Origin of the sequence: Jeotgalibacillus sp. R-1-5s-1, assembly GCF_004405105.1 — a bacterium.
Classification (GTDB): Bacteria; Bacillota; Bacilli; order Bacillales; family Jeotgalibacillaceae; genus Jeotgalibacillus.
This window is the reverse complement of sequence record NZ_SORW01000053.1, coordinates 196978-223209: the sequence shown is the minus strand read 5'-3', so window position 1 is coordinate 223209 and position 26232 is coordinate 196978. Positions and strand designations below refer to the sequence as shown.

Sequence of the window (26232 nt, the reverse complement as noted above, 5' to 3'; positions counted from 1 at the left end):
TGAAGGATGGTGACCGTGATGATTGAGTTTTACAGTCTTGTTGCACTACGGGCCGTATTATTATATATATTGATTTTTATTATTTTCAGGCTCATGGGCAAAAGGGAGGTTGGGGAACTGAGCCTGCTTGATCTCGTTGTTTTTATGATGATTGCTGAGGTGGCTGTGTTTGCGATTGAAGATCCTTATATGAGTATGTTTCAGGCAGCCTTCCCCATGGTTCTGTTAATGATATTGCAGATTATTCTCTCCTGGGTTTCTCTTAAATCAAAGAGGATACGTGAGCTTTTTGATGGAAGACCTTCAATTCTAATCAAAGATGGCGAACTGGATAAAAGTGAAATGAGAAAAAACAGATACAACATTGATGATTTGATGCAGCAGCTCCGTGAAAAAGAAGTGTTTAACCTTCATGAAGTTTCCTATGCCATTTTAGAGCCTTCAGGCAGTTTGACGGTTTTAAGAAAGGGACGTGAAGAAGGCAGCCTTTCGCTTCCGTTAGTAATGGATGGAAGGGTTCAGCAAAGACATCTGGATCTGATCGGAAAGGATGAAACTTGGTTGAAAAATGAACTCGAGCAAATGGGTTACACATCCTGTAAAGATATTTTCTTTTGCTCTTTTGAGGATGGAAGATGGTATATCAGCTCTTCCTGAAAGACTTGCCGAAAATAAACCAGTCCTCTTTTTTTATAAGCTGAAGACCGGATGCGAACACGATGAAACATACCGTTAAAATGAAAATGCGTTCCGGAGAAGATGCATATGGAACGATTAACTGATGGATCAGGTAGCACAGCACGAGTAAAAACCCAGTCGCCACATACTGTCCATAAGGAATCGTCAGTTTGATCATCGTGCGTATGGAGTGAAAGTGTAAAAAGGTGACGGTGATCACACCGGCTGCTATCCCGATCGCCGCACCAATAATGTTTTCCATTTGCAGCAGTAAGATGGCCATGACGGCCAATTTGACAATTGCGCCAATAATGCTGTTGATCATGGCTGTTCCCGCTGCTTCGAATGCCTGCATGACAGCATGAAGGGGGCCCTGATAATAATAAAAAATGAAAAGCGCAGATAAAAGTTTTAATATATCCTGCCCGTTTGATGTGTGATAGAGCAGCTGAAGGAAATACTCTCCTTCCATAAACAGCAGCAGGGAAAACAGTGCACCGGTTACAAGTGAAATTCTGAGTGCCTGATGAACCCTGTGTTCAACGGTCTGCAGCTGCTTTTTTGCCAGAGCCTCACTGATCGATGGGACGAGAGCGGTACTGAGTGAGACCGTAATAAAAGATGGCAGTAAAAGGACAGGAAGAATAAATCCTGTCAGCAATCCGTATTGTCCTGTTACATATGATGCAGTTAAACCCGTCATCATCAGACATTTCATTACAATAATCGGTTCAAGAAACCACGCTGCAGAACCGACCATCCTGCTGCCTGCAGAAGGAAGCGCGATGCTGAGAAGTTTTTTTGATGTAGCTGTAAACATGACCGGCTTTTTCATTCTGACCGGTCTTTTTGTTATGTAAAAAACAGTTAGAAGAAAGAGTAGTGAAACGAGTTCACCTGCAACGGAGGCAATCATAGCCCCTGCCGCTGCATATTCAATCCCGCGTTCCATCAGTGCTGAAACAATCCATGTTAACAGGAATATCCTTACCAGCTGTTCAATGACGGACCCTGTTGCCGTGACACCCATTTTTTGTTTCCCCATGAAGTACCCCCGCAGGACAGCTGAAAAGGCTGCGATCGGTACAACCGGAAGTACGGCAATAAAGGGGATAAGTGTACGGTTGTTGTCCAAAAGCACATTAGCAATGAAGGGTGCGGAGAAAAACAGGACAGGTGTTAATAAACAGGCCAGTGATCCTGTAATCCACAACGATGCAGTCAGAATATTTCTGACTTCGTGAGGTTTTTTTTTGGCTTCCGCTTCGGATACATATTTTGAAATGGCGATCGGAAGACCGAGCTGGGTGACTGTAATGGCAAGCATCAGGGCAGGAAAGGTCATCATATACAATCCCACGCCCTCTTCCCCGGTCAGCCCTGCAAGCATAATCCGGTGAACAAACCCCAGTATTTTTGTAGCCAGCGCGGCCACCATCAGTAAAAGTGTTCCTTTAATAAATGTCGACACAGCGTCCTCCATCTTCTCAAACGTCGTTATTTCAGCTACAATGAATCATATGCACAAAGAGAGATTGGTTAGTACAACAAGATGGACAGGAGGAGAATGTGTGAATAAGGAAATGTCATTTGAAGAAGCATTTAAAGTGGCTGGTCCGGCACTTGTCAGTAAAGCGCAGGAATTACAGCTTTACGGATATGACTCGGCTACCCCTGAGCTTCTTTGGAAATACATACAGACAAAGAAGTGGAAAAGAGAACAGGGAGAGATCCGCATTCACCGCGCAATCAATGATATTTTAACAATTAAAGCCGGTGATTTTATGAATTTTATGGCGAATCAGGAATACCGCTCATTTTCAGTAGGAAATGGTCTCAATGATGACGAGGTAGAACTGCTGCTCTATGGAGAACAAAACGGAAACTTGAACAAGTCCTGACAAATTTTATAGGTCATTGACACGTGTTCTCAACTGTTACATAATAAGTCTGTTGCTGAAATTTCAGACGTTTTACAAGTTTGTTACAAGCCGGAGCAATGTTCTGGCTGAAGTTTTCTTGCACACCGTGTGCATGTAATTGAGGAGGATTTTTACATAATGATAAAGCGCAGCAGGATTGTCGCTTTTTTTCTATTAGTCATTCTAATAGGCGGCACAATGGGATTGACCTCTCAGACGATACTTAACAACATTAAGCTTGGACTTGACCTCCAGGGTGGATTTGAAGTTCTTTATGAAGTGGAGCCCGCTGAAGATGGGCAGGAAATAACGGATTCAGTTGTAGCCGATACGGCTCAAGCTCTTGATCGCCGTGTCAACGTGCTTGGTGTAAGTGAACCGGTGATTCAGGTTGAAGATGGAAACCGGATCCGCGTTCAGCTTGCAGGAATAGAAGATCAGAATCAGGCAAGAGAGATTCTCTCGACTGAAGCGAATCTGACATTCCGTGATGTTAATGATGAAGTTCAGATGACCGGTGCGGATCTTGTTGAGGGTGGTGCTACACAGACCTTTGATCCGAATACAAATGCGCCGATCGTGCAGGTTCAGCTGAAAGATGCTGCGCAGTTTGGTGAGATTACGACCCGTATTTTAGGTATGGCACCTGAAAATCAGCTTGTCATCTGGCTTGATTATGAAGAAGGTGACTCTTTCCGTGAAGAAGTTGGGAAAGAAGAGCCGAAATTTATTTCAGCACCAAATGTAAATGAAGTGCTGAATACTGATACGGTAACCATCTCAGGAAGTTTTACGCTTGAGGAAGCGCAAAACCTGGCAGACTTGCTTAATGCAGGTTCTCTGCCGGTTGAACTCGTTGAAGTGTACTCTACTTCTGTTGGTGCTTCATTTGGTCTGATGGCGATGGATCAGACGATTTTAGCAGGGATTATTGGTATTTCACTGATCTTCCTGTTTATGCTTGTTGTTTATCGTTTCCCTGGATTCATTGGAATCCTGACCCTATCTGTATACATTTACTTAATTCTGCTGATTTTTGACTGGCTGAATGGTGTCCTCACATTACCGGGTATTGCAGCCCTGATTCTCGGGGTTGGTATGGCGATTGATGCTAATATCATCACTTACGAGCGGGTGAAAGAAGAACTCCGCGTCGGCCGTTCAGTTAAAGATGCCTGGAAAAAAGGTAGCGGATCTTCACTTTGGACGATCTTCGATGCGAATATTACAACGCTTCTTGCAGGGATTGTGCTGTTTGCATTCGGAACAAGCTCCGTAAAAGGATTTGCGACGATGCTTCTGATCAGTATTCTGACAAGTTTTATCACTGCAGTTTTCGGTACCCGACTGTTTATGAGCCTCTGGGTGAAGAGTAAATTCCTTGAACAGCGGAAGAGCTGGTTTGGAGTTAAGCAGTCAGAGATTCTTGAATACAAAGAAGAGGAAGAGCCTGATTCACTTGATCTTCCTACGAAATTTGACCGTTTTGATTTCGTGAAAAACCGGAAGAAATTCTTTATTTTATCTGCTCTTCTTCTTTTAGCGGGGCTTGCTGTCTTGTCTGTTTTCCGTTTAAATCTGGGTATTGATTTCCTTGCTGGAACCCGGGTTGAAGTGATGGCTGAATCTTCTTTTGAAGAAGGACAGCTGGAAGAGGATCTTCAGCAATTCGGTCTGGAAGCATCAAGTATTGTGATTTCTGGTGAAAATCAGGAAATCGGGGTTGCCCGATTTACGGATGATCTGAGCCCTGATCAAATTGCCGAATTGAGAACCTTCTTTAACGAAGAATATGGAAGTGATCCGAACATTTCCACGGTTAATCCGGTTATTGGTAAGGAATTAACTGAAAATGCATTATATGCAGTAGGGATTGCCTCATTGGGAATCATTCTTTACGTAACTGTCCGATTCGAATGGCGAATGGCAGCGGCGTCTATTGTCGCTCTTGTTCACGATGCATTTTTCATCATTGCAGTGTTCAGTCTGACACGCCTTGAAGTGGATATTACCTTTATCGCGGCCGTTCTGACCATCATCGGTTATTCGATCAATGATACGATCGTTACATTTGACCGTATTCGTGAGAACATGAGAAAAATGAAGCGTATTGAAACGAAAGAAGAGCTTGCGTCAATTGTGAATAATTCATTGAGACAAACACTTGGGCGTTCGGTGAATACTGTTATGACGGTTGTGCTTGTTGTTGTTGCGCTGATTATTTTTGGTGCGACTTCGATTCTTAACTTCTCGATCGCCCTGTTGATCGGATTGATTGCAGGAACGTATTCTTCTGTGTTTATTGCTGCGCAGCTTTGGTATGTGCTGAAGAAGCGTCAGTTGAAGAAGAAGGGTGTATTGATTACGTATAAAGAGAAGCAGGATTGGGCTTCAGATGAGCCTGTTGTGTAAGATGAATAGATGATTTGAAACCGGGATGACTCTTGAGGGAGTTGTTCCGGTTTTTTACTAAAACGGGTCTGGCGTACCTTTCGCTTTCCGCTGTCTAGCTCCGACGGCTAGCCCCTCGAGGTCATAAGTCAAAACTGAACGAGGGCGAAGGTCAGCCCTCTTTTCATCTTTGCCTTATGCTTGTCGGGGCTGGACAAGCCGCCTCCGCTTTTCCTGATGTCTAGCTCCGGCGCGCAGGGACTAGCAAACTTCCCGTCCTCTCGTTCGATAAGTCAACATCAGCTCATTGCGTTCGCTGTGTTTCCTTTATCTTCGTCGAGGCCGGTCCAGTTTGTACGTCCCTAAACGCCCGCCTCCGCTTTTCCTGATGTCTAGCTCCGGCGCGCAGGGACTAGCAAACTTCCCGTCCTCTCGTTCGATAAGTCAACATCAGCTCACTGCGTTCGCTGTGTTTCCTTTATCTTCGTCGAGGCCGGTCCAGTTTGTACGTCCCTAAACGCCCGCCTCCGCTTTTCCTGGTGTCCAGCTCCGGTTCGCAGCGCCTAGTGCGCTTCCCTCAGCTCATTTCGATAAGTCAACATCGGATCGCTAACGCTCTCCGTGTTTCCTTTATCTTAATCGCTTCAGTCCACCGCATACTCCGCTAAACGCGAACCTTCGCTTTTCGAAATAGGGTTAAGAACACTCATATTAGGGTAAAAAGAAATAATTCTTTATACTGATAAAGGGTTTTTGACAAAATTCGCAGAATTAAATCATGTAAATAAAAATGGGGTGAGAAGATGAAATTTCAATGGACTTTAATTTTAGGGATTGTTTTTGCACTAATTGTTGCTATTTTTGCTGTTATCAATGTTGATCCTGTGACGGTTAACTTTGGTTTTGCTGAGACGGATCTTCCGCTGATTCTTGTTATTCTCGGGTCTGTTTTAATGGGTGGAATCATAATTGGTTCTGTTGGCTTGTTCCGTCTGTTTATTGCGCAGCGGAAAGTGAAGCAGCTGGAGGTTGAAAACCAGCGTCTGAATGACCGTGTGACAGAGCTTGAATCAAAAAATCCGGAACCGTTGCCTACGCGGACGGATTACAGGAAAACGGCTCCTGACAGTGCGGGTGACTCTGCAGCAGAATAAAGAAAATGTTTATTGATCAACAACCCTCTCAATGTCATGTCATTGAGAGGGTTGTTTTTGCTATTTAATCCTGATTGTATTAAGAGGATGATAAGGACGACCGATTGAAACACGTATTCGCCTCCTGTATAATAAAAGAATCTGACGAGGTGAATAAAATGCTAACATCTAAAACTAGATGGAATGTTAAGGAAACCAGCGGCGAACAATCCAAGAGGCTTGCTGAAGCACTTAACATTCCACTTTTTATTGCAAATTTACTTATACAAAGAGGCATAGCAGAGCCTGATGCTGCATCTGATTTCTTATATGCAGATAAAAAAGAAGTGCACGATCCGTTTCTGATGAAAGATATGGATAAGGCAGTGGATCGCATCAAACGGGCAATTAGTGAACAGGAAATGATTCTTGTGTATGGGGATTATGATGCGGACGGTGTAACGAGCACATCAGTATTACTGACGGCATTAAGGGAATTAGGTGCTGAAGCTGAATTTTACATACCGAACCGATTTACTGAAGGCTATGGTCCGAATGAAGGTGCTTTCCGCGATGCTGTTGCACAGGGGTTTTCATTAATCATTACAGTCGATAATGGTATTTCCGGTGTTCATGAAGCGCAGGTATTGAAAGAACTGAATACAGATCTGATTATCACGGATCACCATGAACCGGGTCCGGAGCTGCCGGAAGCTTTAGCAATCATTCATCCGAATCATCCTGAAAGTAATTACCCATTTAAAGAATTGGCAGGGGTCGGTGTTGCTTTTAAGCTGGCTCATGCGCTGCTCGGAAGGGTTCCGGATGAATTGCTTGATCTTGTGGCGATTGGTACGATTGCTGATCTCGTTCCTCTCCATGGAGAAAACCGGATTCTTGTTAAAAAAGGGTTAAAACAGTTAAGAGCAACAAGACGTCCCGGCATTCATGCCATTCTGAAAAAAGCAGGTTCAAATGTATCTGAAGCGGATGAAGAAACGGTCGGTTTTGCAATCGGACCGCGTCTGAATGCAGTAGGAAGGCTGTCTGATGCAGATCCGGCGGTTGATCTTCTAATGACTGAGGACACAGGTGAAGCAGAAGGGATCGCAGCTGAAATCGACAGGCTGAATAAAGAGCGTCAGTCTATTGTTGCTGAGATTACGAAAGAAGCGACAGAGATCGTGGAAGAACATTACCGCTCTGAAGGAAACCGGGTACTTGTCCTGGCTAAAGCAGGATGGAATCCGGGTGTAGTCGGGATCGTGGCCTCAAAACTTGTAGAAAAGTATTACAGGCCGGTCATCATCCTCTGCATTGATGAGGATAGCGGCAAGGCAAAAGGATCTGCCCGAAGCATTGAAGGATTTAATATGTTTCAGGAGCTTTCTAAAAACCGTGAAATCCTTCCGCATTTTGGCGGACACCCGATGGCAGCAGGAATGACTTTGTCGGCTGAGCATGTTGATCTGCTCAGGGAGAACCTGAATCGCCAGGCGGAATCAATGCGTGATGAGGATTTTATTCCTGTCACACATATTGATGTACCGATTAAAATTGAAGATACGGATTTGAAAGCGATTGAACAGCTCAATATGCTGTCTCCATTCGGGATGAAAAATGCGAAACCGAAAGTACTGGTTGAACAGGCAGCCATTTCTTCCATCAGAAAAATAGGTGCCAATCAAAATCATTTAAAAGTCACCTTAAAACAGGATGATTATTCTCTTGATGCGATTGCTTTTCAACTTGGGGAAGCGGCAGACCATATTTCGCCATTGGCTTCAATCGACGTAATTGGTGAACTTTCAGTGAATGAATGGAACAATACGCGGAAGCCGCAGCTTTTTATTAAGGATCTCCGTGTGAAGGAGTGGCAATTGTTTGATGTCAGAGGGATTACACAGCCGGCAAGGTGGGTGTCGCTCGTTCCTGAAAATGCAGTGGCTGTTTCCTTTAAAAAAGGAACGTATGACAGGTTTTGTGATTTATTTTCCGGTCACGAACTGCACCTGATTGAAGACCATGAGCAGGCAAAGCAAACGGATTTGATGCAGAGACCGCTTGTTCTGCTTGATCTGCCAGAAGAGGAGCGTGTACTGGTCAACCTGATTAATAATGAGCGTCCTTCCAGATTGTATGCTCATTTTTATCATGAAGATCCTCAATTTTTCAGTGCGGTTCCCGGAAGAGATCAGTTTGCGTGGTTTTTTGCATTTCTGAAGAAGAGAGGCACGTTCAACCTGAAAAACCAGGGACAGGCACTTGCTTCCCACCGCGGTTGGTCAATTGACACAATTAATTTTATGACAAAGGTGTTTTTTGAACTTGATTTTGTTACAATAAACGATGGATTCGTTTCGATAAATGAGCATATACAAAAGCGGGATTTAACTGAATCCCCTGCTTATCAGCGCAAGACACAGTCTGTAAAGATGGAGCAGGAGCTTTTATATTCTTCGTTTCATGATTTGAAGCGATGGTTTGAAGAGCGCTCCGGCTGGACGGGGCAACTTGAGGAGGAAAAGGTATGGATTTAAAACAATACGTGACGATCGTTGAAGACTGGCCGAAAGAAGGTATTCGCTTCAAGGACATTACGACTTTAATGGACAACGGCGATGCTTACCGTTACGCAACGGATCAGATCGTTGAATATGCAAAAGATAAGCAGATTGATTTAATCGTAGGACCGGAAGCGCGCGGCTTTATTATCGGCTGTCCGGTTGCTTATGCACTTGGTGTCGGTTTCGCACCTGTACGTAAGGAAGGAAAGCTCCCACGTGAGACAGTAAAAGTAGATTATGGATTAGAATACGGAAAAGACGTCCTGACGATTCACCGTGATGCAATCAAGCCTGGACAGCGCGTGCTGATTACAGATGACCTGCTTGCAACTGGCGGTACGATCGAAGCAACGATCAAGCTGGTTGAAGAGCTTGGCGGAGTAGTCGCAGGCTGTGCTTTCCTGATCGAGCTTACTTATCTTAACGGCCGTGAAAAGCTGAACGGTTATGATATGCTGAGATTAATGGAATACTGAGGTTAAGCAGCAAAGAGTCCTGATCAAAAGGGACTCTTTTTCATATCCCGAATCACATAATATGAAAGAAGACGATTAAGCCAGGATACATTTTTTTTTCAATCTTTAGCTGAACATAGAATTAGAAGTAAAATTTCGTTAATTTTACCGGCGGCTTTGTGCTTATTTTACGAAAACAGCCGGAATTGCTTTACATAAATTGATTTTTTATTAATAATAGAAACAATACTCAAAACTATTAAGAATGATAAAGGTGATAAAACGTATGGCAAATGATCGGGTGCTTACCGCGGAAGAAGTGTTCGAGATTACGGCAACCTATATGAATGATCAGCAGGTTGACCTTGTAAAAAAAGCCTATGAGCTGGCTAAAGAGGCCCATAAAGAACAGTTCAGAAAATCGGGTGAGCCTTACATCATACACCCTGTTCAGGTGGCAGGCATCCTGGCAAACCTTCAAATGGATCCCTCAACCGTTGCAGCAGGATTTCTGCACGATGTGATTGAGGATACAATATATACGTATGATGATTTACGCGAACGGTTCAACGAAGAAGTGGCAATGCTCGTTGACGGCGTGACCAAGCTTGGAAAAATCAAATATAAATCAAAAGAGGCGCAGCAGGCGGAGAATCACCGGAAAATGTTCATTGCCATGGCACAGGATATTCGGGTTATTCTGATCAAGCTTGCTGACCGTCTTCATAATATGAGAACACTGAAGCATATGCCGGTGGAAAAGCAGATTCGGATTTCGAACGAAACGCTCGAAATTTTCGCTCCTCTTGCTCACCGCCTCGGTATATCCGCTATTAAATGGGAACTTGAGGATACAGCGCTCAGATATTTAAATCCTCAGCAATACTACCGAATCGTTAACCTGATGAAAAAGAAACGTAACGAACGGGAAGAGTACGTCAATAACGTCATTGATGAAATTAACCAGCAGGTAAATGAAGTAGGCATTGATGCGGAAATTTATGGCCGTCCGAAGCACATTTATTCGATCTATAAAAAAATGGCGATGCAAAATAAACAGTTTAATGAAATCTATGACCTTCTTGCTGTGCGTGTTCTGGTTGACAGTATTAAGGACTGTTATGCTGTGCTCGGAATTATCCATACGTGCTGGAAGCCGATGCCTGGTCGATTTAAAGATTATATCGCCATGCCGAAACCGAATATGTACCAGTCTCTCCATACGACCGTCATTGGTCCAAAAGGGGATCCGCTTGAAGTTCAGATCCGTACGTCCGATATGCACCGCATTGCAGAATACGGGGTAGCGGCTCACTGGGCTTATAAAGAAGGAACTGTTGTCAATGAAGACAATAAACAGTCAATTGAAAAGAAATTAACCTGGTTCCGTGAAATTCTTGAATTTCAGCAGGATTCGTCTGATGCTGAGGAGTTTATGGATGCGCTTAAGTTCGATCTGTTCTCTGATATGGTGTATGTGTTCACCCCAAAAGGAGATGTTATGGAGCTTCCTGCAGGATCGGTTCCAATTGATTTTGCTTACAGGGTTCACTCTGAAATCGGAAATAAAACAATTGGTGCCAAGGTGAACGGTAAAATGGTACCGCTCGATTCAACGTTGAAGACTGGCGACATTATAGAAATCATGACTTCCAAGCATTCTTACGGCCCAAGTCAGGACTGGCTCAAGCTGGCACAGACTTCCCAGGCTAAGCACAAGATCAAAGCGTTCTTTAAGAAACAGCGGCGTGAGGAAAATGTGGAAAAAGGCCGCGATGTCGTTGACCGTGAAATCCGTGCGCTTGATTTTGACCCTAAAATTGTTTTAACAGATGAAAATATGAAGCGCGTTTACGAGAAATTTAATTTTGCCAGTGAAGAAGATCTTTATGCGGCTGTAGGATACGGCGGGATCACGGGGGCACAGATTGCCAACCGTTTAACGGATCGTCTCCGCAGGCTCCGTGATGAAGAAGACACGCTTGAAAAAGCAATGGCAGATATTAAACCGCCTTCTCCGAAGAAAAAGAAGGATGCAGGCGTAACGGTAAAAGGAATCGATAATCTTCTCGTGCGTCTGTCAAAATGCTGCAGCCCCGTGCCTGGAGATGAGATCATCGGTTTTATCACAAGAGGCCGCGGCGTCTCTGTTCACCGTCATGACTGTCCGAATATTCAGGGGGATTCAGAAGCGCGCTTAATTCCCGTCGAGTGGGAAGGTACTACCGATAACCGCAAGGAATACAACGTTGATATTGAAATCTCCGGTTACGACCGCAGAGGTTTATTAAACGAGGTCCTGCAGGCGGTGAATGAAACAAAAACCAATATCTCTGCTGTCAGCGGCCGAAGCGACCGTAATAAAATCGCGACGATTAACATGTCCATCATGATTCAAAACATTACCCACCTGCAACGGGTAGTGGACCGGATCAAGCAAATACCGGACATCTACGCTGTTCAGCGAATTGTAAACTGATACTGGAGGCTTTTAACAGTGAAAGTGGTCGTACAAAGAAGTAAAAAAGCACAAGTAACCGTTGATGGAAATGTAACAGGACAGATCCCTCATGGTCTTGTCCTGTTAGTTGGAATCAGTCAGGATGACAGTGAGGCGGACTGTGCTTATGCTGCTGAGAAAATCGCTAATCTGCGAATTTTTGAAGATAAGGACGGGAAAATGAACCATTCTGTCCTGGATCGTGAAGGGCAGATTTTATCCATTTCACAATTCACTTTATACGGGGATACGAAAAAAGGACGCAGACCTAATTTTATGGCTGCTGCGAGACCTGATCATGCCGAGCCTTTATACGAACATTTTAACGAATTGCTGAGAGAAAAAGGGCTTCAGGTGGAAACCGGCGTATTCGGTGCGATGATGGATGTATCTCTCACAAATGATGGTCCTGTCACACTCATTGTAGAAAGTAAATAACAAAGACCGTACAAGCTCTTTTGAATCAGGAAGAACTTGTGCGGTCTTTTAATTTTAGGCGAATTGATTTATTCATTCATGAAGCTCTTTATTGAAAAAAAGATATACAGCGTAAAGGTCCCGGTCAAACACCTGACCGGGACCTTTACCTGCCTTTAATCAGTTTTCATTACCTGAAAAATATTCTGTTAATCCATTGTAAATCCCGGTTGCGGCGATTTCCCTGAAGCGATCATTCGTTACAGACGCTTCCTCTGACGGGTTACTGATAAAACCGAGTTCAATTAAAGCAGATGGCGCTGTGTTATCACGTAAAACAAGGAAATTTCCGAATTGGACACCGCGATTGCGGATCGTCATCTGATCTTCAAGACCTGTATGAATCGCACTGGCCAGCTCCTCATCCGGGCCTCCGTAAAAATAGGTAGTGTACCCGCGAACACTGCGATCATCAACTGAATCATAATGAATAGACACAAATGCATCCGCATTATGCTCCTGTGAAATGGCCACACGCTGATGGAGCGCAATGTAGCGGTCATCCTGGCGCGTCATAATGACATTTGCTCCTGCACTTGACAGCTTATGGTACAAAATCTCAGCTGTGCGAAGCGTAATGGATTTTTCCAGTGTACCTGAAGCACCAATGGTTCCGCCATCACGGCCTCCATGTCCTGCATCAATCACAATGGTGGCATCAGCTATTGAAGTAACGGGTTCACTGTCATTCTCCGGTTCTTCAGTTACTCCGGGACTGTCAGCTTCATTATCGGGCTTGGCATCTGATGAAACGATCCAATTTGCAATAAAACCTGACGTTCCATCAGCCAGTTTAATTTCAATCCAGTCACCTTCATGTGAAAGAGCTGAAAAGACTTCCCCCGCCTGAGCGCGGTAGACAATTTCTGCATTTGTGGAAGCTTCGCGGCGGATATTGGAGCCGTTATAAAGAATCGTAATGCTCTCTTCCTGCCCGGTTGTAACGCTTGAGCTGCCTGCGTGTCTGCCGGGAGCGGTGTACCATGAAGCGATCCAGCCCTGCTCGCCTTCCCCAAGTTCAATCAGTATCCATTCTCCTGATTGATCAAGTACCGTGTACGATTCGTATAATGAAACCGTTCCGATTGATTCAGACGTTCTGTCAGGTTCGCTTCTGACGTTTAAGCCATCAGCTGTGATGTGTATATCTGACTGCTGTGGCTCATCAGCCGGGACTTCCTCTGAAGCATTGCTGCCCTGAAGATTGTATTCGACATATGACGAGCTGACCCAGCCTTTAATGGACGCGGTTTCGACCTCCAGCCAGCCGTACTGCTCATCCAATACATTTACCTGATCCCCGCTGTTTAACGTTCCGATGACAGCACCTTCTGCTGAGGCGTCACTTCTTACATTCAAACGGTCGACTAGAATGGTTCCGTATGCTCCGTCTGTTGAGTGATCTGATTCCGCTTCACCTGCATCCTGCACGTCTATGTATGCTGAAAATACCCATCCTTCAGTTCCGTCTGATGTCTTGATTTCAAACCAATCACCTTCTTCAGAAACGATTTGTAACGCTTCGCCTGCAGCAAGAACGGTCAGAATTTCTCCCTCTTCAGACGGTGTGCTTCTTACCCGGAGCTGGTCGGTTGTTACAGCTGAAGAAGCTGGATTCTCTGTATCTCCGGTTTCCGGCTGTGCCCCGGAAATTTCAGTTAACAGCCACTCGGCTATCCAACCCGTCTGTCCGTCTGACGTTTCAACCTGTACCCATCCAAACTCTCTGGCAATTTCGGTAAAACGGTCACCTTCTGATCCGGATGCTATTGGTGGATAAGCCAGCCCGGGGCCTTCTCTTATCTGGATAGAAGGGTAAGCGGGTGTTAATGTACCTTCTTCTGCAGATACACCCTGATACGGAACAAACGAACTTAATAGCAGAAGGATAATAAAAATATTAATCCGTTGTTTCATCACTTCACCTCAGTCTCTTGTTGCGGATATTCCTAATAGTCATTATGATATAGAAAATGATGCTTGAAGTCATTAGAATTTTCAAAAAAGAAGGATCTGTGGATTCCTCTTGACAACAATGGATTACGTTATTATGATTGATAACATCATTATAAACGCACAAACAGCTGTTGATGGAGAACAGTAGGTAAGATCCCGCATGAAAAGAGAGAGTCTGCCGCGGCTGAGATCAGACTCACATGACGCCTTATTGAATGAACACTCCGTAGGCTTTTTTCTGAACAGTGGATGATCACTTATTAGGAAGAAACGTAGGCAGGCGTTAACTGCTTAAAGTGGAAGCTTATGCTTCAATTAGGGTGGCACCACGGGAAATCAAATCCCGTCCCTTGTTTTCGGACAAGGGACGGGATTTTTTTGTGTTTGCTGGAAATTTAAAGGAGGAATTGATGTGACCATTAATATACCAAGAGGAACGCAGGACCTGCTTCCGGATGTGACAGGCCGCTGGCAACTGATTGAGCAGACTGCAGCTGAAATATGCCGCCAGTATCAATATAAGGAAATCAGAACCCCTATTTTTGAACACACTGAATTATTTGAGCGCGGTGTGGGAGATACAACGGATATCGTACAAAAAGAAATGTATACCTTTAAAGACCGCGGTGACAGAAATCTGACGTTGCGCCCTGAAGGAACTGCAGGAGTTGTCCGCTCCTACGTTCAGCACAAAATGCACGGTCAAGCCGTTCAGCCCGTCAAGCTTTTCTACAGCGGTCCGATGTTTCGCTATGAACGTCCGCAGGCTGGCCGTTTCAGACAGTTTGTCCAGTTCGGCGTAGAGGCGATCGGAAGTGACGATCCGGCGATTGACGCAGAAGTGATCTCACTGGCGATGGAGCTTTACAGCCGTATGGGATTGAAAAAACTGAAGCTTGTCCTGAACAGCCTTGGAGATACAGAAAGCAGACTGGCGCATAAAGATGCACTTATTAAGCACTTTGAACCGAGAATTGATGAATTCTGCTCTGACTGTCAGGTCCGTCTTAAGAAGAATCCTTTACGTATTCTCGACTGCAAAAAAGACCGGGATCACGAACTGATTGCAAATGCTCCTTCACTTAAGGATTTCTTAAATGAAGAATCGAAAGCCTATTTTGAAAAGGTTCAGCACTATTTGGACATTATGGGTATCGAGTATGAACTGGATCCTAATCTCGTTCGCGGACTTGATTACTACAACCACACTGCTTTTGAAATTATGAGTAATGCGGAAGGCTTTGGCGCGATTACGACACTCTGTGGTGGTGGAAGATACAACGGTCTTACTGAGCAGATCGGCGGACCAACTGCGCCGGGTATCGGATTTGCCCTCAGTATTGAACGCCTGATGGCAGCGCTTGATGCTGAACAGGTTGAGCTCGAAGTCAATGATCAGGTGGATGCTTATTTTGTAGCGATGGGTGAGGAAGCGAAGGACAAAGTAGTGGAGCTGAATTACACTTCACGCCGCAGTGGCCTCAGCACCGAAATGGACTTTTTGAATCGGAAAATGAAGGGGCAGCTAAAAGCAGCAGACCGTATTCAGGCGAAATATGTGGTCATCATTGGTGAAAATGAACTGCAGGAAGGCAAGGCAGCCGTTAAAAATATGCACGATGGTACACAGGAAACCGTACCTTTAGACGAAGTCATCAACTACATCAGAAAAGCGTGAGGAGAGGGATTAATATGTTTGGACGATCATTTTATTGTGGAGAAGTACCGGAAGCGGCGATTGGTGAGAAAATCACCCTAAAAGGATGGGTTCAGAAAAGACGTGACCTTGGTGGACTGATTTTCGTAGACCTGCGTGACAGAAGCGGGATTGTCCAGGTTGTTTTCAATCCGGATTTTTCAAAAGAGGCACTTGAAACAGCTGAAACGATCCGTAGTGAATATGTACTGAGCATTGAGGGAACGGTTCAGGCGAGACAGGAAGGAACCGTGAACCCGAATCTTGCAACAGGTGCCATTGAAATTCACGCAGAATCCGTGACGATTATCAGTGAAGCCAAAACACCTCCTTTTGCAATTGAAGATAAGGCGGAAACTGCAGAAGAGATCCGACTGAAGCATCGTTACCTTGACCTGCGCCGCCCTGTAATGGCAGAAACATTCAAGATGCGTCATGCGATTACAAAATCAGTTCGACGCTTCCTTGATGATGCACAGTTCATTGAGGTGGAAACACCGATGCTGACGAAGAGTACACCTGAGGGAGCGCGTGACTATCTTGTACCAAGCCGCGTTCATGAAGGAGAATTTTACGCACTTCCCCAGTCACCTCAGCTTTTTAAACAGCTGTTAATGGTCGGCGGATTTGACCGCTATTATCAGATTGCTCGCTGCTTCCGCGATGAGGATCTGCGTGCAGACCGTCAGCCTGAATTTACACAGATCGATATAGAAACGAGCTTCATGAGTCAGGAAGAGATTATGGCCATGAATGAGCAAATGCTGTTCGAGATGATGAAGGATGTAAAGGGTCTTGAAATTCAGCTGCCAATCCCAAGAATGACTTATCAGGATGCGATGGAGCGTTACGGTTCTGATAAGCCGGATACACGTTTTGGTATGGAACTGACGGATGTTTCAGCGCTGGTTAAAGAATCAGGCTTTAAAGTATTCAGCGGAGCCGTTGCCAATGGTGGTCAGGTTAAGCTGATTAATGCCAAAGGTGCAGCAGAGCAATATTCACGTAAGGACATTGATGCACTTGGTGAATTTGCAGGCCGCTACGGAGCAAAAGGGCTGGCATGGCTGAAAGTAACAGCTGACGGCATTGCAGGACCAATTGCGAAGTTCTTTAATGAAGAAGAGCAACAGGCGCTCATTTCAGCTGCTGATGCTTCTGAAGGAGATCTATTACTGTTTGTAGCGGATAAAAAATCAGTGGTAGCAGATGCACTTGGTGCATTGAGATCCAAACTTGGTAAAGATCTTGGCCTGATTGATGAGAAAGCATTCAATTTCCTTTGGGTGACAGACTGGCCATTACTTGAATATGACGAAGAAGCGGGCCGCTATTTTGCAGCGCACCATCCATTCACGATGCCTGTAAGAGAAGATCTTCCTTTACTTGAGACAGACCCGGGTGCTGTCCGTGCCCAGGCTTATGATATTGTATTAAACGGTTACGAGCTTGGTGGAGGCTCACTGCGTATTTTTGAACGTGGAATTCAGGAGAAAATGTTCGAGGTGCTTGGCTTCAGCGAGGAAGAAGCGCGTGAACAATTCGGTTTCCTTCTTGAAGCTTTTGAATACGGAACTCCTCCACATGGTGGTATCGCGCTTGGACTTGACCGTCTTGTCATGTTGCTTGCAGGCAGAACGAACCTTCGTGACACAATTGCTTTCCCTAAAACAGCGAGCGCAAGCTGTGTGCTGACAGATGCTCCGGGTGAAGTAAGTGAAGCTCAGCTGGATGAATTAAGGTTATCACTGAATCTTCAGAAAAATTAATGAATATAAATTGTATTATATATACTGTTATGCTATGATGAAATCACAAGGTAAGTCCTGAAGTGCACGTTACCCAAATCTTCAGTTTTGACCGAACACTTCAATAACCGGGAGTTCACGTTTTTCTGCGGCGTGCATCCCTTTGCGGGGAAACACCAATCAGAAAACAGGGCACCCACCTGCTGAGACCGGGTTCAAAACGTAAGATCCTTACATCTGACGGCACAATTGGGATTTACCGAACCGTACATAGCATAAAAAGTCCGGAGCATTCGTGCTCCGGACTTTTTACATGTTTAAGATGTCACAAAAGCGAAGGGCATTGAATCCATGTTTCATTTCTAATTCTTATTGCACTTATCGGAAAAATACGCTATTCTATTACCGCTAAAGAAACCATTTGGAGTTGATTAATATGCTTCACCAATTTTCAAGAAATGAACTTGCGATCGGCCGTGAAGGGATCGATCTTTTAAAAGGAAAAACAGTTGCAGTCCTCGGCATTGGCGGTGTTGGATCTTTCGCAGCAGAAGCACTGGCACGAAGCGGCGTGGGAAGGCTCATTCTCGTTGATAAAGATGATGTGGATATTACAAACGTAAACCGTCAGATAATTGCTTTATTGTCAACAGTCGGTCAGCCAAAAGCTGATTTGATGAAAGCACGTATTGCTGACATCAATCCAGAATGTGAAGTGATTTCACTGAAAATGTTCTATACAGAAGAAACGTATGAAGAATTTTTCAGCTATGGCCTGGATTTTGTAGTCGATGCGTCTGATACGATCGCCTACAAAATTCATTTGATGAAGGAATGTATCGCACGTAATATCCCTGTTATTTCGAGTATGGGTGCTGCAAATAAAATGGATCCGACAAGATTCCAGATTGCCGATATTTCAAAAACGCATACCGATCCGATTGCCAAAGTAATCAGACGTGAGCTTCGCAAGCAGGGCATTAAAAAAGGCATACCGGTCATCTTTTCTGATGAGAGCCCGATTGTCACAAGAGAAGAAGTGAACAAAACAGTCGGCAAAGAAAACGCCCCGATCCGTAAAGCCAAAATGCCGCCATCATCAAACGCATTTGTGCCATCCGTCGCTGGACTAGTTGCAGCAAGTCATGTCATTAACACTTTATTGAAAGATATAGAAATTAAAAGAGTACGGTAATTAGTAGGGCATCCCTGATAATAGGGGATGCCCTAACTTGTTAAAAAGTTTTTAAAGACGGCCTTGTGCCGTTTTTTTATTTTCCTGAAACTTTTTTCCAAGTAGTCCGTAAATAGGTTGAGCAACGAAAAAGGAGAGGTGAATATGAGCGGGAAAACGGTGGTTGAACTAAAAAATGTAACAAAACAAATTCGCAGCAAAAAGATTATCGACAACATATCTTTTAACGTTTACAGCGGCGAAGTATTCGGGTTTCTAGGACCGAACGGAGCTGGTAAAACGACCACAATCAGAATGATTGTCGGTTTAATGAAACTCTCAGATGGAGATGTCATCATTGACGGTAAAAGCATCAAAACGGATTTTGAAGGAGCGGTCCAGCATGTCGGGGCCATTGTAGAAAATCCGGAAATGTATAAGTTTATGTCAGGCTATAAAAACCTTGTGCATTACGCCAGGATGTATAAAGGCATTTCAAAAGATAAAATTGATGAAGTCGTCAAGCTTGTCGGACTCGAAAAGAGAATTAACGATAAGGTAAAAACGTATTCTCTGGGGATGAGACAAAGACTTGGCATAGCGCAGAGCTTACTCCATGATCCAAAAGTGCTCATTTTAGATGAGCCGACAAATGGACTTGACCCTGCAGGAATCAGGGAAATCCGTGACTACATAAGAAAATTGGCAAAAGAAAGAGACATGGCTGTGATCGTATCGAGTCACCTGCTCTCTGAAATGGAAATGATGTGTGACCGAATCGGAATCATTCAGGACGGAAAGCTTGTTGATGTTCAGACGGTGAACGACTTTATGTCTGAACAGACGCAGGTATTTAAGCTAGAGGTTGAAAATCCGGAGCAGGTCATCGGACGAATGCAGGCGATCTTTGAAGAATGGAAAATAGAGCTGGTTGACCAGTCACTTCTTATCAGCTGTACAAAAGAAGATGTTCCTCAAATCGTTAAATGGTGTGTTCATGAAAATGTTGATATTTATGGAGTCGCTCCTGCAGCTAAAACGCTTGAAGACCGATTCCTTGAAGTGACGAGCAGGAAGGGGGAGCCTGTCAATGTTTAATTTAATTCGTAACGAATGGATGAAGCTGTTCAGCCGTGTTGCAACCTATATTATGATTGGTCTATTAGTCGTTGCAGTTGCGGGGTCCACTGTGATTTATGCTTTTATTTCCAACCTGGAGTCAACAGATGGAGAGACATGGCAAGCACAGCTTGAAACTCAAAATGCGCAGATCGAAGCCGGTGAAGCTTTTGTGGTAGATCCTGAAGCGCAGGTGGCCATCAATAATTATGCGCTTGAAAATGATATTGAACCAAACACGTCCGGAACGGTATGGTCTTATCTGGAGAACAATGCATTATTAATTTCACTTATTGGATTGTTTGCCATTATCGTAGCTTCCGGAATTGTGGCAGGCGAGTTCTCATGGGGAACGATCAAGCTGCTGATGATCCGTCCGATTTCAAGATGGAAGATACTTTTATCGAAGTTTTTGACTGTTGGTGCGTTCGGTATGCTGCTCGTTGCGATTACCGCTGTTTTATCCGTTATTTTAGGTTTTATTTTCTTCGATTCCGGTTCTTCAGTAAGACTTGCTTACGTAGACGGAGTAGTGGAAGAAAGCAACATGATTTTCTACCTTGTGAAGATTTATTTCTACAGCTCCATTGATGTAATATTGCTGACGGCGATGGCGTTTATGATTTCAGCTGTGTTCAGAAACAGCTCGCTTGCGATTGGAATCAGTCTGTTCCTGTTGTTTGTGGGTGGCACGGTTACAGGATTTATCGCCATGTATTATGATTGGGCTAAATACAGCCTTTTTGCCAACACGAGTCTTGCGATGTATGAGATGAACATGCCGCTTGTAGAAGGGATGACGATGACGTTCTCTGTGATCATGATTCTGATTTACTTTACGATCTTTATGGTGCTGGCGTTTACAGTGTTTACGAAAAGAGATATTGCAAGCTGATGAAAAAAGGACCGGACTGTTTCATATGTCCGGTCCTTTTTAATTGTATTCACTTTTTGTTCATGTTTCCGTATATCTGTTTCAGTGCCTGTTCGAACTTCCCGGTTTCTTTTGGTTCGTAATATCTCGCCGATTTCAAATTGTCAGGCAGATATTGCTGTTCCACCCAGCCGCTTGGGTAGCTGTGTGGGTATTTGTATTCGGTTCCGCGTCCGAGTTTTTCAGCACCTTTGTAATGAGCATCTTTTAAATGGTTCGGTACTGACCCTGCTTTTCCTTTTCTTATATCTGACAGTGCTTTGTCGATCGCTGAAATAGCGGAGTTGGATTTCGGCGTCAGGCAGAGTTCGATGACTGCCGCAGCAAGTGGAATTCGAGCTTCAGGAAAGCCGAGCCGTTCAGCGGATTCAATCGCAGCCAGGGTCCGATGGCCGGCCTGCGGATTGGCGAGTCCGACATCTTCATAGGCAATGACAAGAAGTCTTCTTGCGATTGTGGGCAGGTCTCCTGCTTCAATCAACCGGGCAAGATAATGAAGGGCTGCATTGACATCGCTGCCTCTGATGGATTTTTGAAAAGCGCTCATCACATCATAGTGTGCGTCTCCGTCCTTGTCGTGTGCGAAGTAATTTTTCTGCAGACACTCTTCAGCCGTTTCAACATCAATCATGATTTCCCCGTCTTTTTCCTCTGTTGACATCACTGCGAGCTCGAGGGCGTTCAGTGCACTTCTGACATCCCCATTGCTGGCGTTAGAAAAATGATCGAGTGCCTCATCAGTCAGCCTGACCTGCTGAGCGCCAAGTCCGCGTTCCTCATCATCAAGTGCACGTAAAATCGCTTTTTTCATTTCATCAGGTGTTAAAGGGTTCAGTTCAAATATCTGACATCGGCTCCTGATCGCAGGGTTAATGGCATGATAAGGGTTACTTGTGGTTGCCCCGATCATGACAATCAATCCGCTTTCTAAATGTGGTAAGAGAAAATCCTGCTTCGTTTTATCAAGCCGGTGGACTTCATCAAGCAAAAGAATGACGCGGCCTGACATTTTAGCCTCCTGCACGACAATTTCCATATCCTTTTTATTGTTCGTCACGGCATTCAGAGAACGGAATGCATATTTCGTGCTCCCTGCAATCGCTGAAGCAATCGACGTTTTACCGATTCCAGGTGGTCCGTATAGAATCATGGATGAAAGCTGTTTCGCTTTCACCATTCGTCTGATGATTTTCCCTTCTCCGACAAGGTGCTGCTGACCGATGATTTCATCAATATCAGCTGGTCTCATCCGAAAGGCAAGCGGTTTTTTCGCCATAGTTATCACTCCTGTAAGATCACTTCTTCCATCATAGTCTATCAGCCACCCTTAATGCCAATCGAAGCGGTTATATGCTATAATTGCTAAAGCAAAAAAGACGTTAACAAAGGTGGAGACAAGATGAAGATTTCGACAAAGGGCCGTTACGGATTAACAATCATGATTGAACTTGCTAAAAATCATGGTGAAGGGCCAACGTCATTAAAATCAATTGCCAAAACACATGATCTTTCCGAGCATTACCTTGAGCAGCTTATTGCGCCGCTTCGTAATGCCGGATTTGTAAAAAGTATCAGAGGTGCCTACGGCGGTTACGTACTGGCTGATGAACCTGGGAATATCACAGCCGGTGATGTAATCCGTGTACTGGAAGGACCGATCAGTCCAGTCGAAGGAATTGAAGATGAAGCACCGCCTCAAAGAGAGCTGTGGATCCGGATTCGTGACGCAGTGAAAAATGTTCTGGATCATACAACGATTGAAGATCTGGCAAACTATACAGAAGAAGGCGAATCTGACGCCTATATGTTTTATATTTAATTGGAGGGACAACGATCATGAATCACATTTATGCTGATCATGCAGCTACAACCCCTGTCCATCCGGAAGTGGCTGATGTTCTTGTTCAAACACTGACGTCGAGCTACGGGAATCCGTCCAGTATTCATGGAACAGGCAGGGAAGCAAGGAAAATTCTTGACGATGCAAGAACATCGATTGCAAGACAGATCGGTGTTCATTTTAATGAGATCATCTTTACAAGCGGCGGGACGGAAGCGGATAACCTGGCGATTTTCGGAACGGCAGAATCAATGAAATCAAAAGGCAATCACATCATTACGACTGCTGTTGAACACCACGCGGTTTTACACCCGTGCCAGGAGCTTGAGAAAAAGGGATATGACGTTACGTATCTTCCGGTTGATCAAGATGGGAAAATCAGCGTTGATGATGTTAGAAAAGCGTTAAGAGAAGACACAATTCTGGTTACGGTTATGTTTGGTAATAACGAAGTAGGAACGATACAGCCGATTGAGGAAATTGGCGCGCTGCTGAAGGATCATCAGGCAGTGTTTCACACGGATGCTGTTCAGGCGTTTGGCCTCTTGTTATTTGATCCAAAAGAACTTGGTATTGATCTATTCTCGGTTTCGGCCCATAAAATTAACGGCCCTAAGGGAATCGGCTTTTTATATGCAAGAGAAGGAATCTCGCTTTCCCCTGGTCTTTTTGGTGGTGAGCAGGAGCGTAAAAAGAGAGCAGGCACTGAAAATACAGCGGCGATTGCAGCGCTCTCAAAAGCAGTGGAAATGGCCTTTCAGAACAGGGAAGAAAAGATTGCTGAACTGAATGCGATCCGTTATGCAATGATTGAAGAATTAAACAGCCTGAATGTCCGTTATGAGCAGAACGGTTCACTTGAGGACAGTCTTCCACACGTGCTAAACTTAAGCATTCATGGTGCTGACGTTGAATCTCTTCTGGTCAACCTTGATCTTGAAGGGGTTGCAGTCTCAAGCGGTTCCGCATGTACAGCTGGTTCAATCGAGCCTTCACATGTTTTATCCGCTATGTTTGGAGAAGGGAATGAGAAGCTTTTTAACTCCATTCGATTCAGCTTTGGATATGGCAATACAGTTGAAGATGGTAAAAAGATTGCTCAGACTCTGAAAAAAATCATGGACCGTTTTACAAAATAGTCACGGTTAATCTATAGAATAAAAGGTGAGGAAAATGACAAAAACACCGGAAAACACCCGTGTTGTCGTTGGAATGTCAGGAGGTGTGGATTCCTCAGTCGCAGCGCTGCTTTTAAAACAGCAGGGGTACGATGTGATTGGAATCTTCATGAAGAACTGGGATGACACTGACGAGAATGGTGTATGCACAGCAACAGAAGATTATAACGATGTAATAAGAGTCTGCAACCAGATTGGCATTCCTTATTATGCTGTAAACTTTGAAAAACAGTACTGGGATAAAGTATTTACGTACTTCCTGGACGAATATAAAGCAGGCAGAACACCAAATCCTGATGTGATGTGTAATAAGGAAATTAAGTTCAAGGCATTTCTTGATCATGCGATGAAGCTTGGTGCGGACTACCTTGCAACCGGGCATTATGCACGGGTTGAGGAACAGGACGGGGAAGTGAAAATGCTTCGCGGTCTGGATCAGAATAAAGACCAGACGTACTTCCTGAACCAGCTTTCACAGGATCAGCTGTCAAAAGTGATGTTCCCGATCGGAAATATCGATAAAAAAGAAGTGCGGAAAATTGCCGCTGAAGCAGGTCTTGCCACAGCAACTAAAAAAGACAGTACGGGCATCTGCTTTATTGGTGAACGGAATTTTAAGGAGTTTTTAGGTCAGTACCTGCCTGCACAGCCAGGTGATATGGTGACGATGGATGGCGAAAAAGTCGGCCGTCATGACGGTCTGATGTATTACACAATCGGCCAGCGTCACGGACTCGGAATCGGTGGTTCAGGTGAGCCGTGGTTCGTGTTAGGGAAAGACCTGAAAACAAATGAACTGCTTGTCGGGCAGGGCTTTGACAATGATGCGCTGTATTCGGATTCCATCACAGCTGTAGATATGGGCTTTACCTCAGCCAGCCAGCCGGAAGCAACATTTCATTGTACAGCGAAGTTCCGCTACCGTCAGCCTGATCAGGGAGTAACGGTTCATCTTAAAGAAAATGGTGAAGCGGAGATCGTGTTTGATCAGCCTGTACGCGCAGTAACACCGGGACAGGCTGTTGTGCTGTATGATGGTGATGTGTGTTTAGGTGGCGGTACGATTGATAAGATTTTCAAGAAGTCTGAACAGCTGATGTATGTAGGCTGATACAGGAAGCGGAACATGTGATGTGTTCCGCTTTTGTTTTTTATTATTGGAGAACCGGGCCTGGGGCATCCTTCGCTTTCCGCGGCCGCGCGGTGAGCCAGCTGTGCTTCGCACATCTGTCTCACCTGTCGCTTCTCTGCCGCAGGAGTCTACGGATGCCCCAGGCCCTTTAAGTTTTTATATACAACTTATCTTTTTGAAAAGGAAAGAAAAAACCCGTTTCTTTAGACGGAGAAGCTTCCGAATATCCAGTCTCTTTTTTATGTATCTTCAAAATGATATAAAATCAGACTTGGTTAAATATATTGCCATTTACATAAGCCATGAGTCAGTTTTTACCGAACATATGTTATACTGATGGCACAAATTTAATCAGATTCAGGAGTGGAAAGATGAGTTCTTTAAATGATCAGGCGATTGCATTAATACAGGAAGGAAAGTATGAGGAGGCGCTTCAGCTGTTGAATCAGCAGATTGAAGAGGATCCGAATGATGCAGCGGCTTATATTAACTTTGGTAATATTCTTGCGCAGTTTAATGAAATTGAAAAAGCGGAGCGTTTTTATCAGAAGGCGATTACGCTTGATGAGAAAGCAGGAGCGGCTTATTATTCGCTGGCAAACTTGTATTATAATCAGGAGCGTTTTAAGGAGGCTGCGGTGCTGTATGAGAAGGCTGTTCACCATGGCATTCAGGACAGCGACGCTTATTTTATGCTCGGTATGTCTTTTGTGAATCAGGATCAGACGAAGCTTGCTTTACCTTATTTGCAGCGGGCTTCTGAGCTGACTGAAGAGGATGCGGAAGTGTTTTTTCAGTATGGTCTTGCCCTTGCGAAGATTGAGCAGGGAGAAGAGGCGATCAGAAATCTGAAGCTGGCCGTTGAGTTAGATGCTGAGCACGCAGATGCTCTGTACAATCTCGGTGTCGCTTATGCTGGCTTTGTGGAGGATGCCAGGGCGGCACTTGACTGTTTTGAGCGTGCAATTGATGTTCAGCCCGATCATTATCTGGCATTAAACGGACGTCAGATTATGAAGCAGGCACTTGAACAATAATTCGGGAGGATTCGGGATGAAGGCACAGCAGACAGATCTGTTCACAGAAGAAGAGCTGTATGTGAAAGGAAGAATGATTGTTACCATTTTTCATAACGAAGATAATATGTATTCCGTGGTCAGAATTCGTGTTGCGGAAACAAACCTTCAAAATGTGGAAAATGAAATGGTTGTGACGGGTCACTTTCCTGCGATGCAGGAGGAGGATACTTATCTTTTTTATGGACATGTGAAAGAACATCCCCGTTTTGGCCCGCAATTTATCGCATCCCGCTTTAAAAAAGAACTCCCGCAG

The 26232-nt window shown here is 44.5% G+C and carries 21 protein-coding genes, 1 other RNA gene and 1 other annotated feature; of the genes, 19 read left to right on the top strand and 3 right to left on the bottom strand.

The window, feature by feature from the left end:
* The first annotated feature begins 21 nt into the window (after nucleotides 1-21).
* Entirely contained in the window at nucleotides 22-657 is a 636-nt protein-coding gene (locus E2491_RS16550; RefSeq protein WP_134376894.1) for a DUF421 domain-containing protein, read from the top strand.
* Here the strand turns inward: E2491_RS16550 and spoVB are convergent.
* Complete coding sequence (spoVB, locus tag E2491_RS16545; RefSeq protein WP_166805920.1) at nucleotides 644-2149, bottom strand: stage V sporulation protein B; 1506 nt, start codon at nucleotides 2147-2149, stop codon at nucleotides 644-646. The genes E2491_RS16550 and spoVB overlap by 14 nt on opposite strands.
* 100 nt (nucleotides 2150-2249) lie before the next feature.
* Here spoVB and E2491_RS16540 point away from each other — a divergent pair, with 100 nt between their 5' ends.
* The 7 genes from E2491_RS16540 to dtd all read left to right on the top strand — a co-directional run bounded on the left by E2491_RS16540 (nucleotide 2250) and on the right by dtd (nucleotide 12084).
* Nucleotides 2250-2579, top strand: coding sequence for a post-transcriptional regulator (locus E2491_RS16540; RefSeq protein WP_166805919.1), 330 nt, complete (start codon nucleotides 2250-2252; stop codon nucleotides 2577-2579).
* A gap of 159 nt (nucleotides 2580-2738) precedes the next feature.
* Complete coding sequence (secDF, locus tag E2491_RS16535; RefSeq protein WP_134376727.1) at nucleotides 2739-5012, top strand: protein translocase subunit SecDF; 2274 nt, start codon at nucleotides 2739-2741, stop codon at nucleotides 5010-5012.
* 782 nt (nucleotides 5013-5794) lie between these two features.
* Nucleotides 5795-6145, top strand: coding sequence for a LapA family protein (locus E2491_RS16530; protein WP_134376726.1), 351 nt, complete (start codon nucleotides 5795-5797; stop codon nucleotides 6143-6145).
* A 158-nt stretch (nucleotides 6146-6303) separates the two neighbouring features.
* Nucleotides 6304-8664, top strand: coding sequence for a single-stranded-DNA-specific exonuclease RecJ (gene recJ, locus E2491_RS16525; RefSeq protein WP_134376725.1), 2361 nt, complete (start codon nucleotides 6304-6306; stop codon nucleotides 8662-8664).
* Nucleotides 8655-9167, top strand: a complete 513-nt coding sequence (locus tag E2491_RS16520; protein ID WP_134376724.1) for an adenine phosphoribosyltransferase — start codon at nucleotides 8655-8657, stop codon at nucleotides 9165-9167. Before recJ ends, E2491_RS16520 begins: the two co-directional genes overlap by 10 nt.
* 265 nt (nucleotides 9168-9432) lie before the next feature.
* A complete protein-coding gene (locus E2491_RS16515) occupies nucleotides 9433-11625 on the top strand; it encodes a RelA/SpoT family protein (RefSeq protein ID WP_134376723.1) in 2193 nt (730 codons plus the stop codon).
* 18 nt (nucleotides 11626-11643) lie between these two features.
* Complete coding sequence (gene dtd, locus E2491_RS16510; protein ID WP_134376722.1) at nucleotides 11644-12084, top strand: D-aminoacyl-tRNA deacylase; 441 nt, start codon at nucleotides 11644-11646, stop codon at nucleotides 12082-12084.
* Between the two features lie 159 nt (nucleotides 12085-12243).
* Here the strand turns inward: dtd and E2491_RS16505 are convergent, their stop codons facing one another.
* Nucleotides 12244-14040 (bottom strand): N-acetylmuramoyl-L-alanine amidase family protein, encoded by a 1797-nt coding sequence (locus E2491_RS16505; protein WP_134376721.1) that lies wholly within the window; start codon nucleotides 14038-14040, stop codon nucleotides 12244-12246.
* Between the two features lie 161 nt (nucleotides 14041-14201).
* Nucleotides 14202-14433: a binding site (T-box leader), on the top strand.
* Between the two features lie 58 nt (nucleotides 14434-14491).
* Here E2491_RS16505 and hisS point away from each other — a divergent pair.
* The 6 genes from hisS to E2491_RS16475 all read left to right on the top strand — a co-directional run bounded on the left by hisS (nucleotide 14492) and on the right by E2491_RS16475 (nucleotide 20711).
* Entirely contained in the window at nucleotides 14492-15757 is a 1266-nt protein-coding gene (gene hisS, locus E2491_RS16500) for a histidine--tRNA ligase (RefSeq protein ID WP_134376720.1), read from the top strand.
* Nucleotides 15758-15771: 14 nt separating this feature from the next.
* Nucleotides 15772-17544 carry an aspartate--tRNA ligase gene (gene aspS / locus E2491_RS16495; protein ID WP_134376719.1) on the top strand — a complete coding sequence of 591 codons (1773 nt, stop codon included), beginning with the start codon at nucleotides 15772-15774 and terminating at the stop codon, nucleotides 17542-17544.
* Between the two features lie 51 nt (nucleotides 17545-17595).
* Nucleotides 17596-17783: non-coding RNA, 6S RNA (gene ssrS / locus E2491_RS16490), on the top strand.
* A gap of 176 nt (nucleotides 17784-17959) precedes the next feature.
* Nucleotides 17960-18718 (top strand): tRNA threonylcarbamoyladenosine dehydratase, encoded by a 759-nt coding sequence (locus E2491_RS16485; protein ID WP_134376718.1) that lies wholly within the window; start codon nucleotides 17960-17962, stop codon nucleotides 18716-18718.
* Nucleotides 18719-18862: 144 nt separating this feature from the next.
* A complete protein-coding gene (locus E2491_RS16480) occupies nucleotides 18863-19795 on the top strand; it encodes an ABC transporter ATP-binding protein (protein ID WP_134376717.1) in 933 nt (310 codons plus the stop codon).
* The gene (locus E2491_RS16475; protein WP_134376716.1) at nucleotides 19788-20711 is read left to right on the top strand and encodes an ABC transporter permease; all 924 of its coding nucleotides are present in this window, start codon (nucleotides 19788-19790) and stop codon (nucleotides 20709-20711) included. The genes E2491_RS16480 and E2491_RS16475 overlap by 8 nt, the downstream gene beginning before the upstream one ends.
* Nucleotides 20712-20760: 49 nt before the next feature.
* Here the strand turns inward: E2491_RS16475 and E2491_RS16470 are convergent, their stop codons facing one another.
* Nucleotides 20761-22026 carry a replication-associated recombination protein A gene (locus E2491_RS16470; protein WP_134376715.1) on the bottom strand — a complete coding sequence of 422 codons (1266 nt, stop codon included), beginning with the start codon at nucleotides 22024-22026 and terminating at the stop codon, nucleotides 20761-20763.
* A gap of 123 nt (nucleotides 22027-22149) precedes the next feature.
* Between E2491_RS16470 and cymR the strand changes: the two genes are divergently transcribed.
* The 5 genes from cymR to E2491_RS17685 form a co-directional block, all read left to right on the top strand.
* A complete protein-coding gene (cymR, locus tag E2491_RS16465) occupies nucleotides 22150-22569 on the top strand; it encodes a cysteine metabolism transcriptional regulator CymR (protein WP_134376714.1) in 420 nt (139 codons plus the stop codon).
* A 17-nt stretch (nucleotides 22570-22586) separates the two neighbouring features.
* Entirely contained in the window at nucleotides 22587-23729 is a 1143-nt protein-coding gene (locus tag E2491_RS16460) for a cysteine desulfurase family protein (RefSeq protein ID WP_134376713.1), read from the top strand.
* Nucleotides 23730-23763: 34 nt separating this feature from the next.
* Complete coding sequence (mnmA, locus tag E2491_RS16455) at nucleotides 23764-24879, top strand: tRNA 2-thiouridine(34) synthase MnmA (RefSeq protein WP_134376712.1); 1116 nt, start codon at nucleotides 23764-23766, stop codon at nucleotides 24877-24879.
* Between the two features lie 392 nt (nucleotides 24880-25271).
* Nucleotides 25272-25937, top strand: a complete 666-nt coding sequence (locus E2491_RS16450) for a tetratricopeptide repeat protein (RefSeq protein ID WP_134376711.1) — start codon at nucleotides 25272-25274, stop codon at nucleotides 25935-25937.
* Between the two features lie 16 nt (nucleotides 25938-25953).
* On the top strand, nucleotides 25954-26232 hold a 279-nt coding region (locus tag E2491_RS17685), incomplete at its 3' end, for a YrrC family ATP-dependent DNA helicase (protein WP_483299884.1).

Coding starts and splice junctions, on each gene's coding strand:
- E2491_RS16470 (WP_134376715.1), bottom strand. CDS start 22,026: ATGGCGAAAAAACCGCTTGCCTTTCGGATGAGACCAGCTGATATTGAT.
- E2491_RS16475 (WP_134376716.1), top strand. CDS start 19,788: ATGTTTAATTTAATTCGTAACGAATGGATGAAGCTGTTCAGCCGTGTT.
- aspS (WP_134376719.1), top strand. CDS start 15,772: ATGTTTGGACGATCATTTTATTGTGGAGAAGTACCGGAAGCGGCGATT.
- E2491_RS16460 (WP_134376713.1), top strand. CDS start 22,587: ATGAATCACATTTATGCTGATCATGCAGCTACAACCCCTGTCCATCCG.
- E2491_RS16480 (WP_134376717.1), top strand. CDS start 18,863: ATGAGCGGGAAAACGGTGGTTGAACTAAAAAATGTAACAAAACAAATT.
- E2491_RS16515 (WP_134376723.1), top strand. CDS start 9,433: ATGGCAAATGATCGGGTGCTTACCGCGGAAGAAGTGTTCGAGATTACG.
- E2491_RS16520 (WP_134376724.1), top strand. CDS start 8,655: ATGGATTTAAAACAATACGTGACGATCGTTGAAGACTGGCCGAAAGAA.
- E2491_RS16505 (WP_134376721.1), bottom strand. CDS start 14,040: ATGAAACAACGGATTAATATTTTTATTATCCTTCTGCTATTAAGTTCG.
- E2491_RS16450 (WP_134376711.1), top strand. CDS start 25,272: ATGAGTTCTTTAAATGATCAGGCGATTGCATTAATACAGGAAGGAAAG.
- E2491_RS16530 (WP_134376726.1), top strand. CDS start 5,795: ATGAAATTTCAATGGACTTTAATTTTAGGGATTGTTTTTGCACTAATT.
- secDF (WP_134376727.1), top strand. CDS start 2,739: ATGATAAAGCGCAGCAGGATTGTCGCTTTTTTTCTATTAGTCATTCTA.
- recJ (WP_134376725.1), top strand. CDS start 6,304: ATGCTAACATCTAAAACTAGATGGAATGTTAAGGAAACCAGCGGCGAA.
- mnmA (WP_134376712.1), top strand. CDS start 23,764: ATGACAAAAACACCGGAAAACACCCGTGTTGTCGTTGGAATGTCAGGA.
- cymR (WP_134376714.1), top strand. CDS start 22,150: ATGAAGATTTCGACAAAGGGCCGTTACGGATTAACAATCATGATTGAA.
- E2491_RS16485 (WP_134376718.1), top strand. CDS start 17,960: ATGCTTCACCAATTTTCAAGAAATGAACTTGCGATCGGCCGTGAAGGG.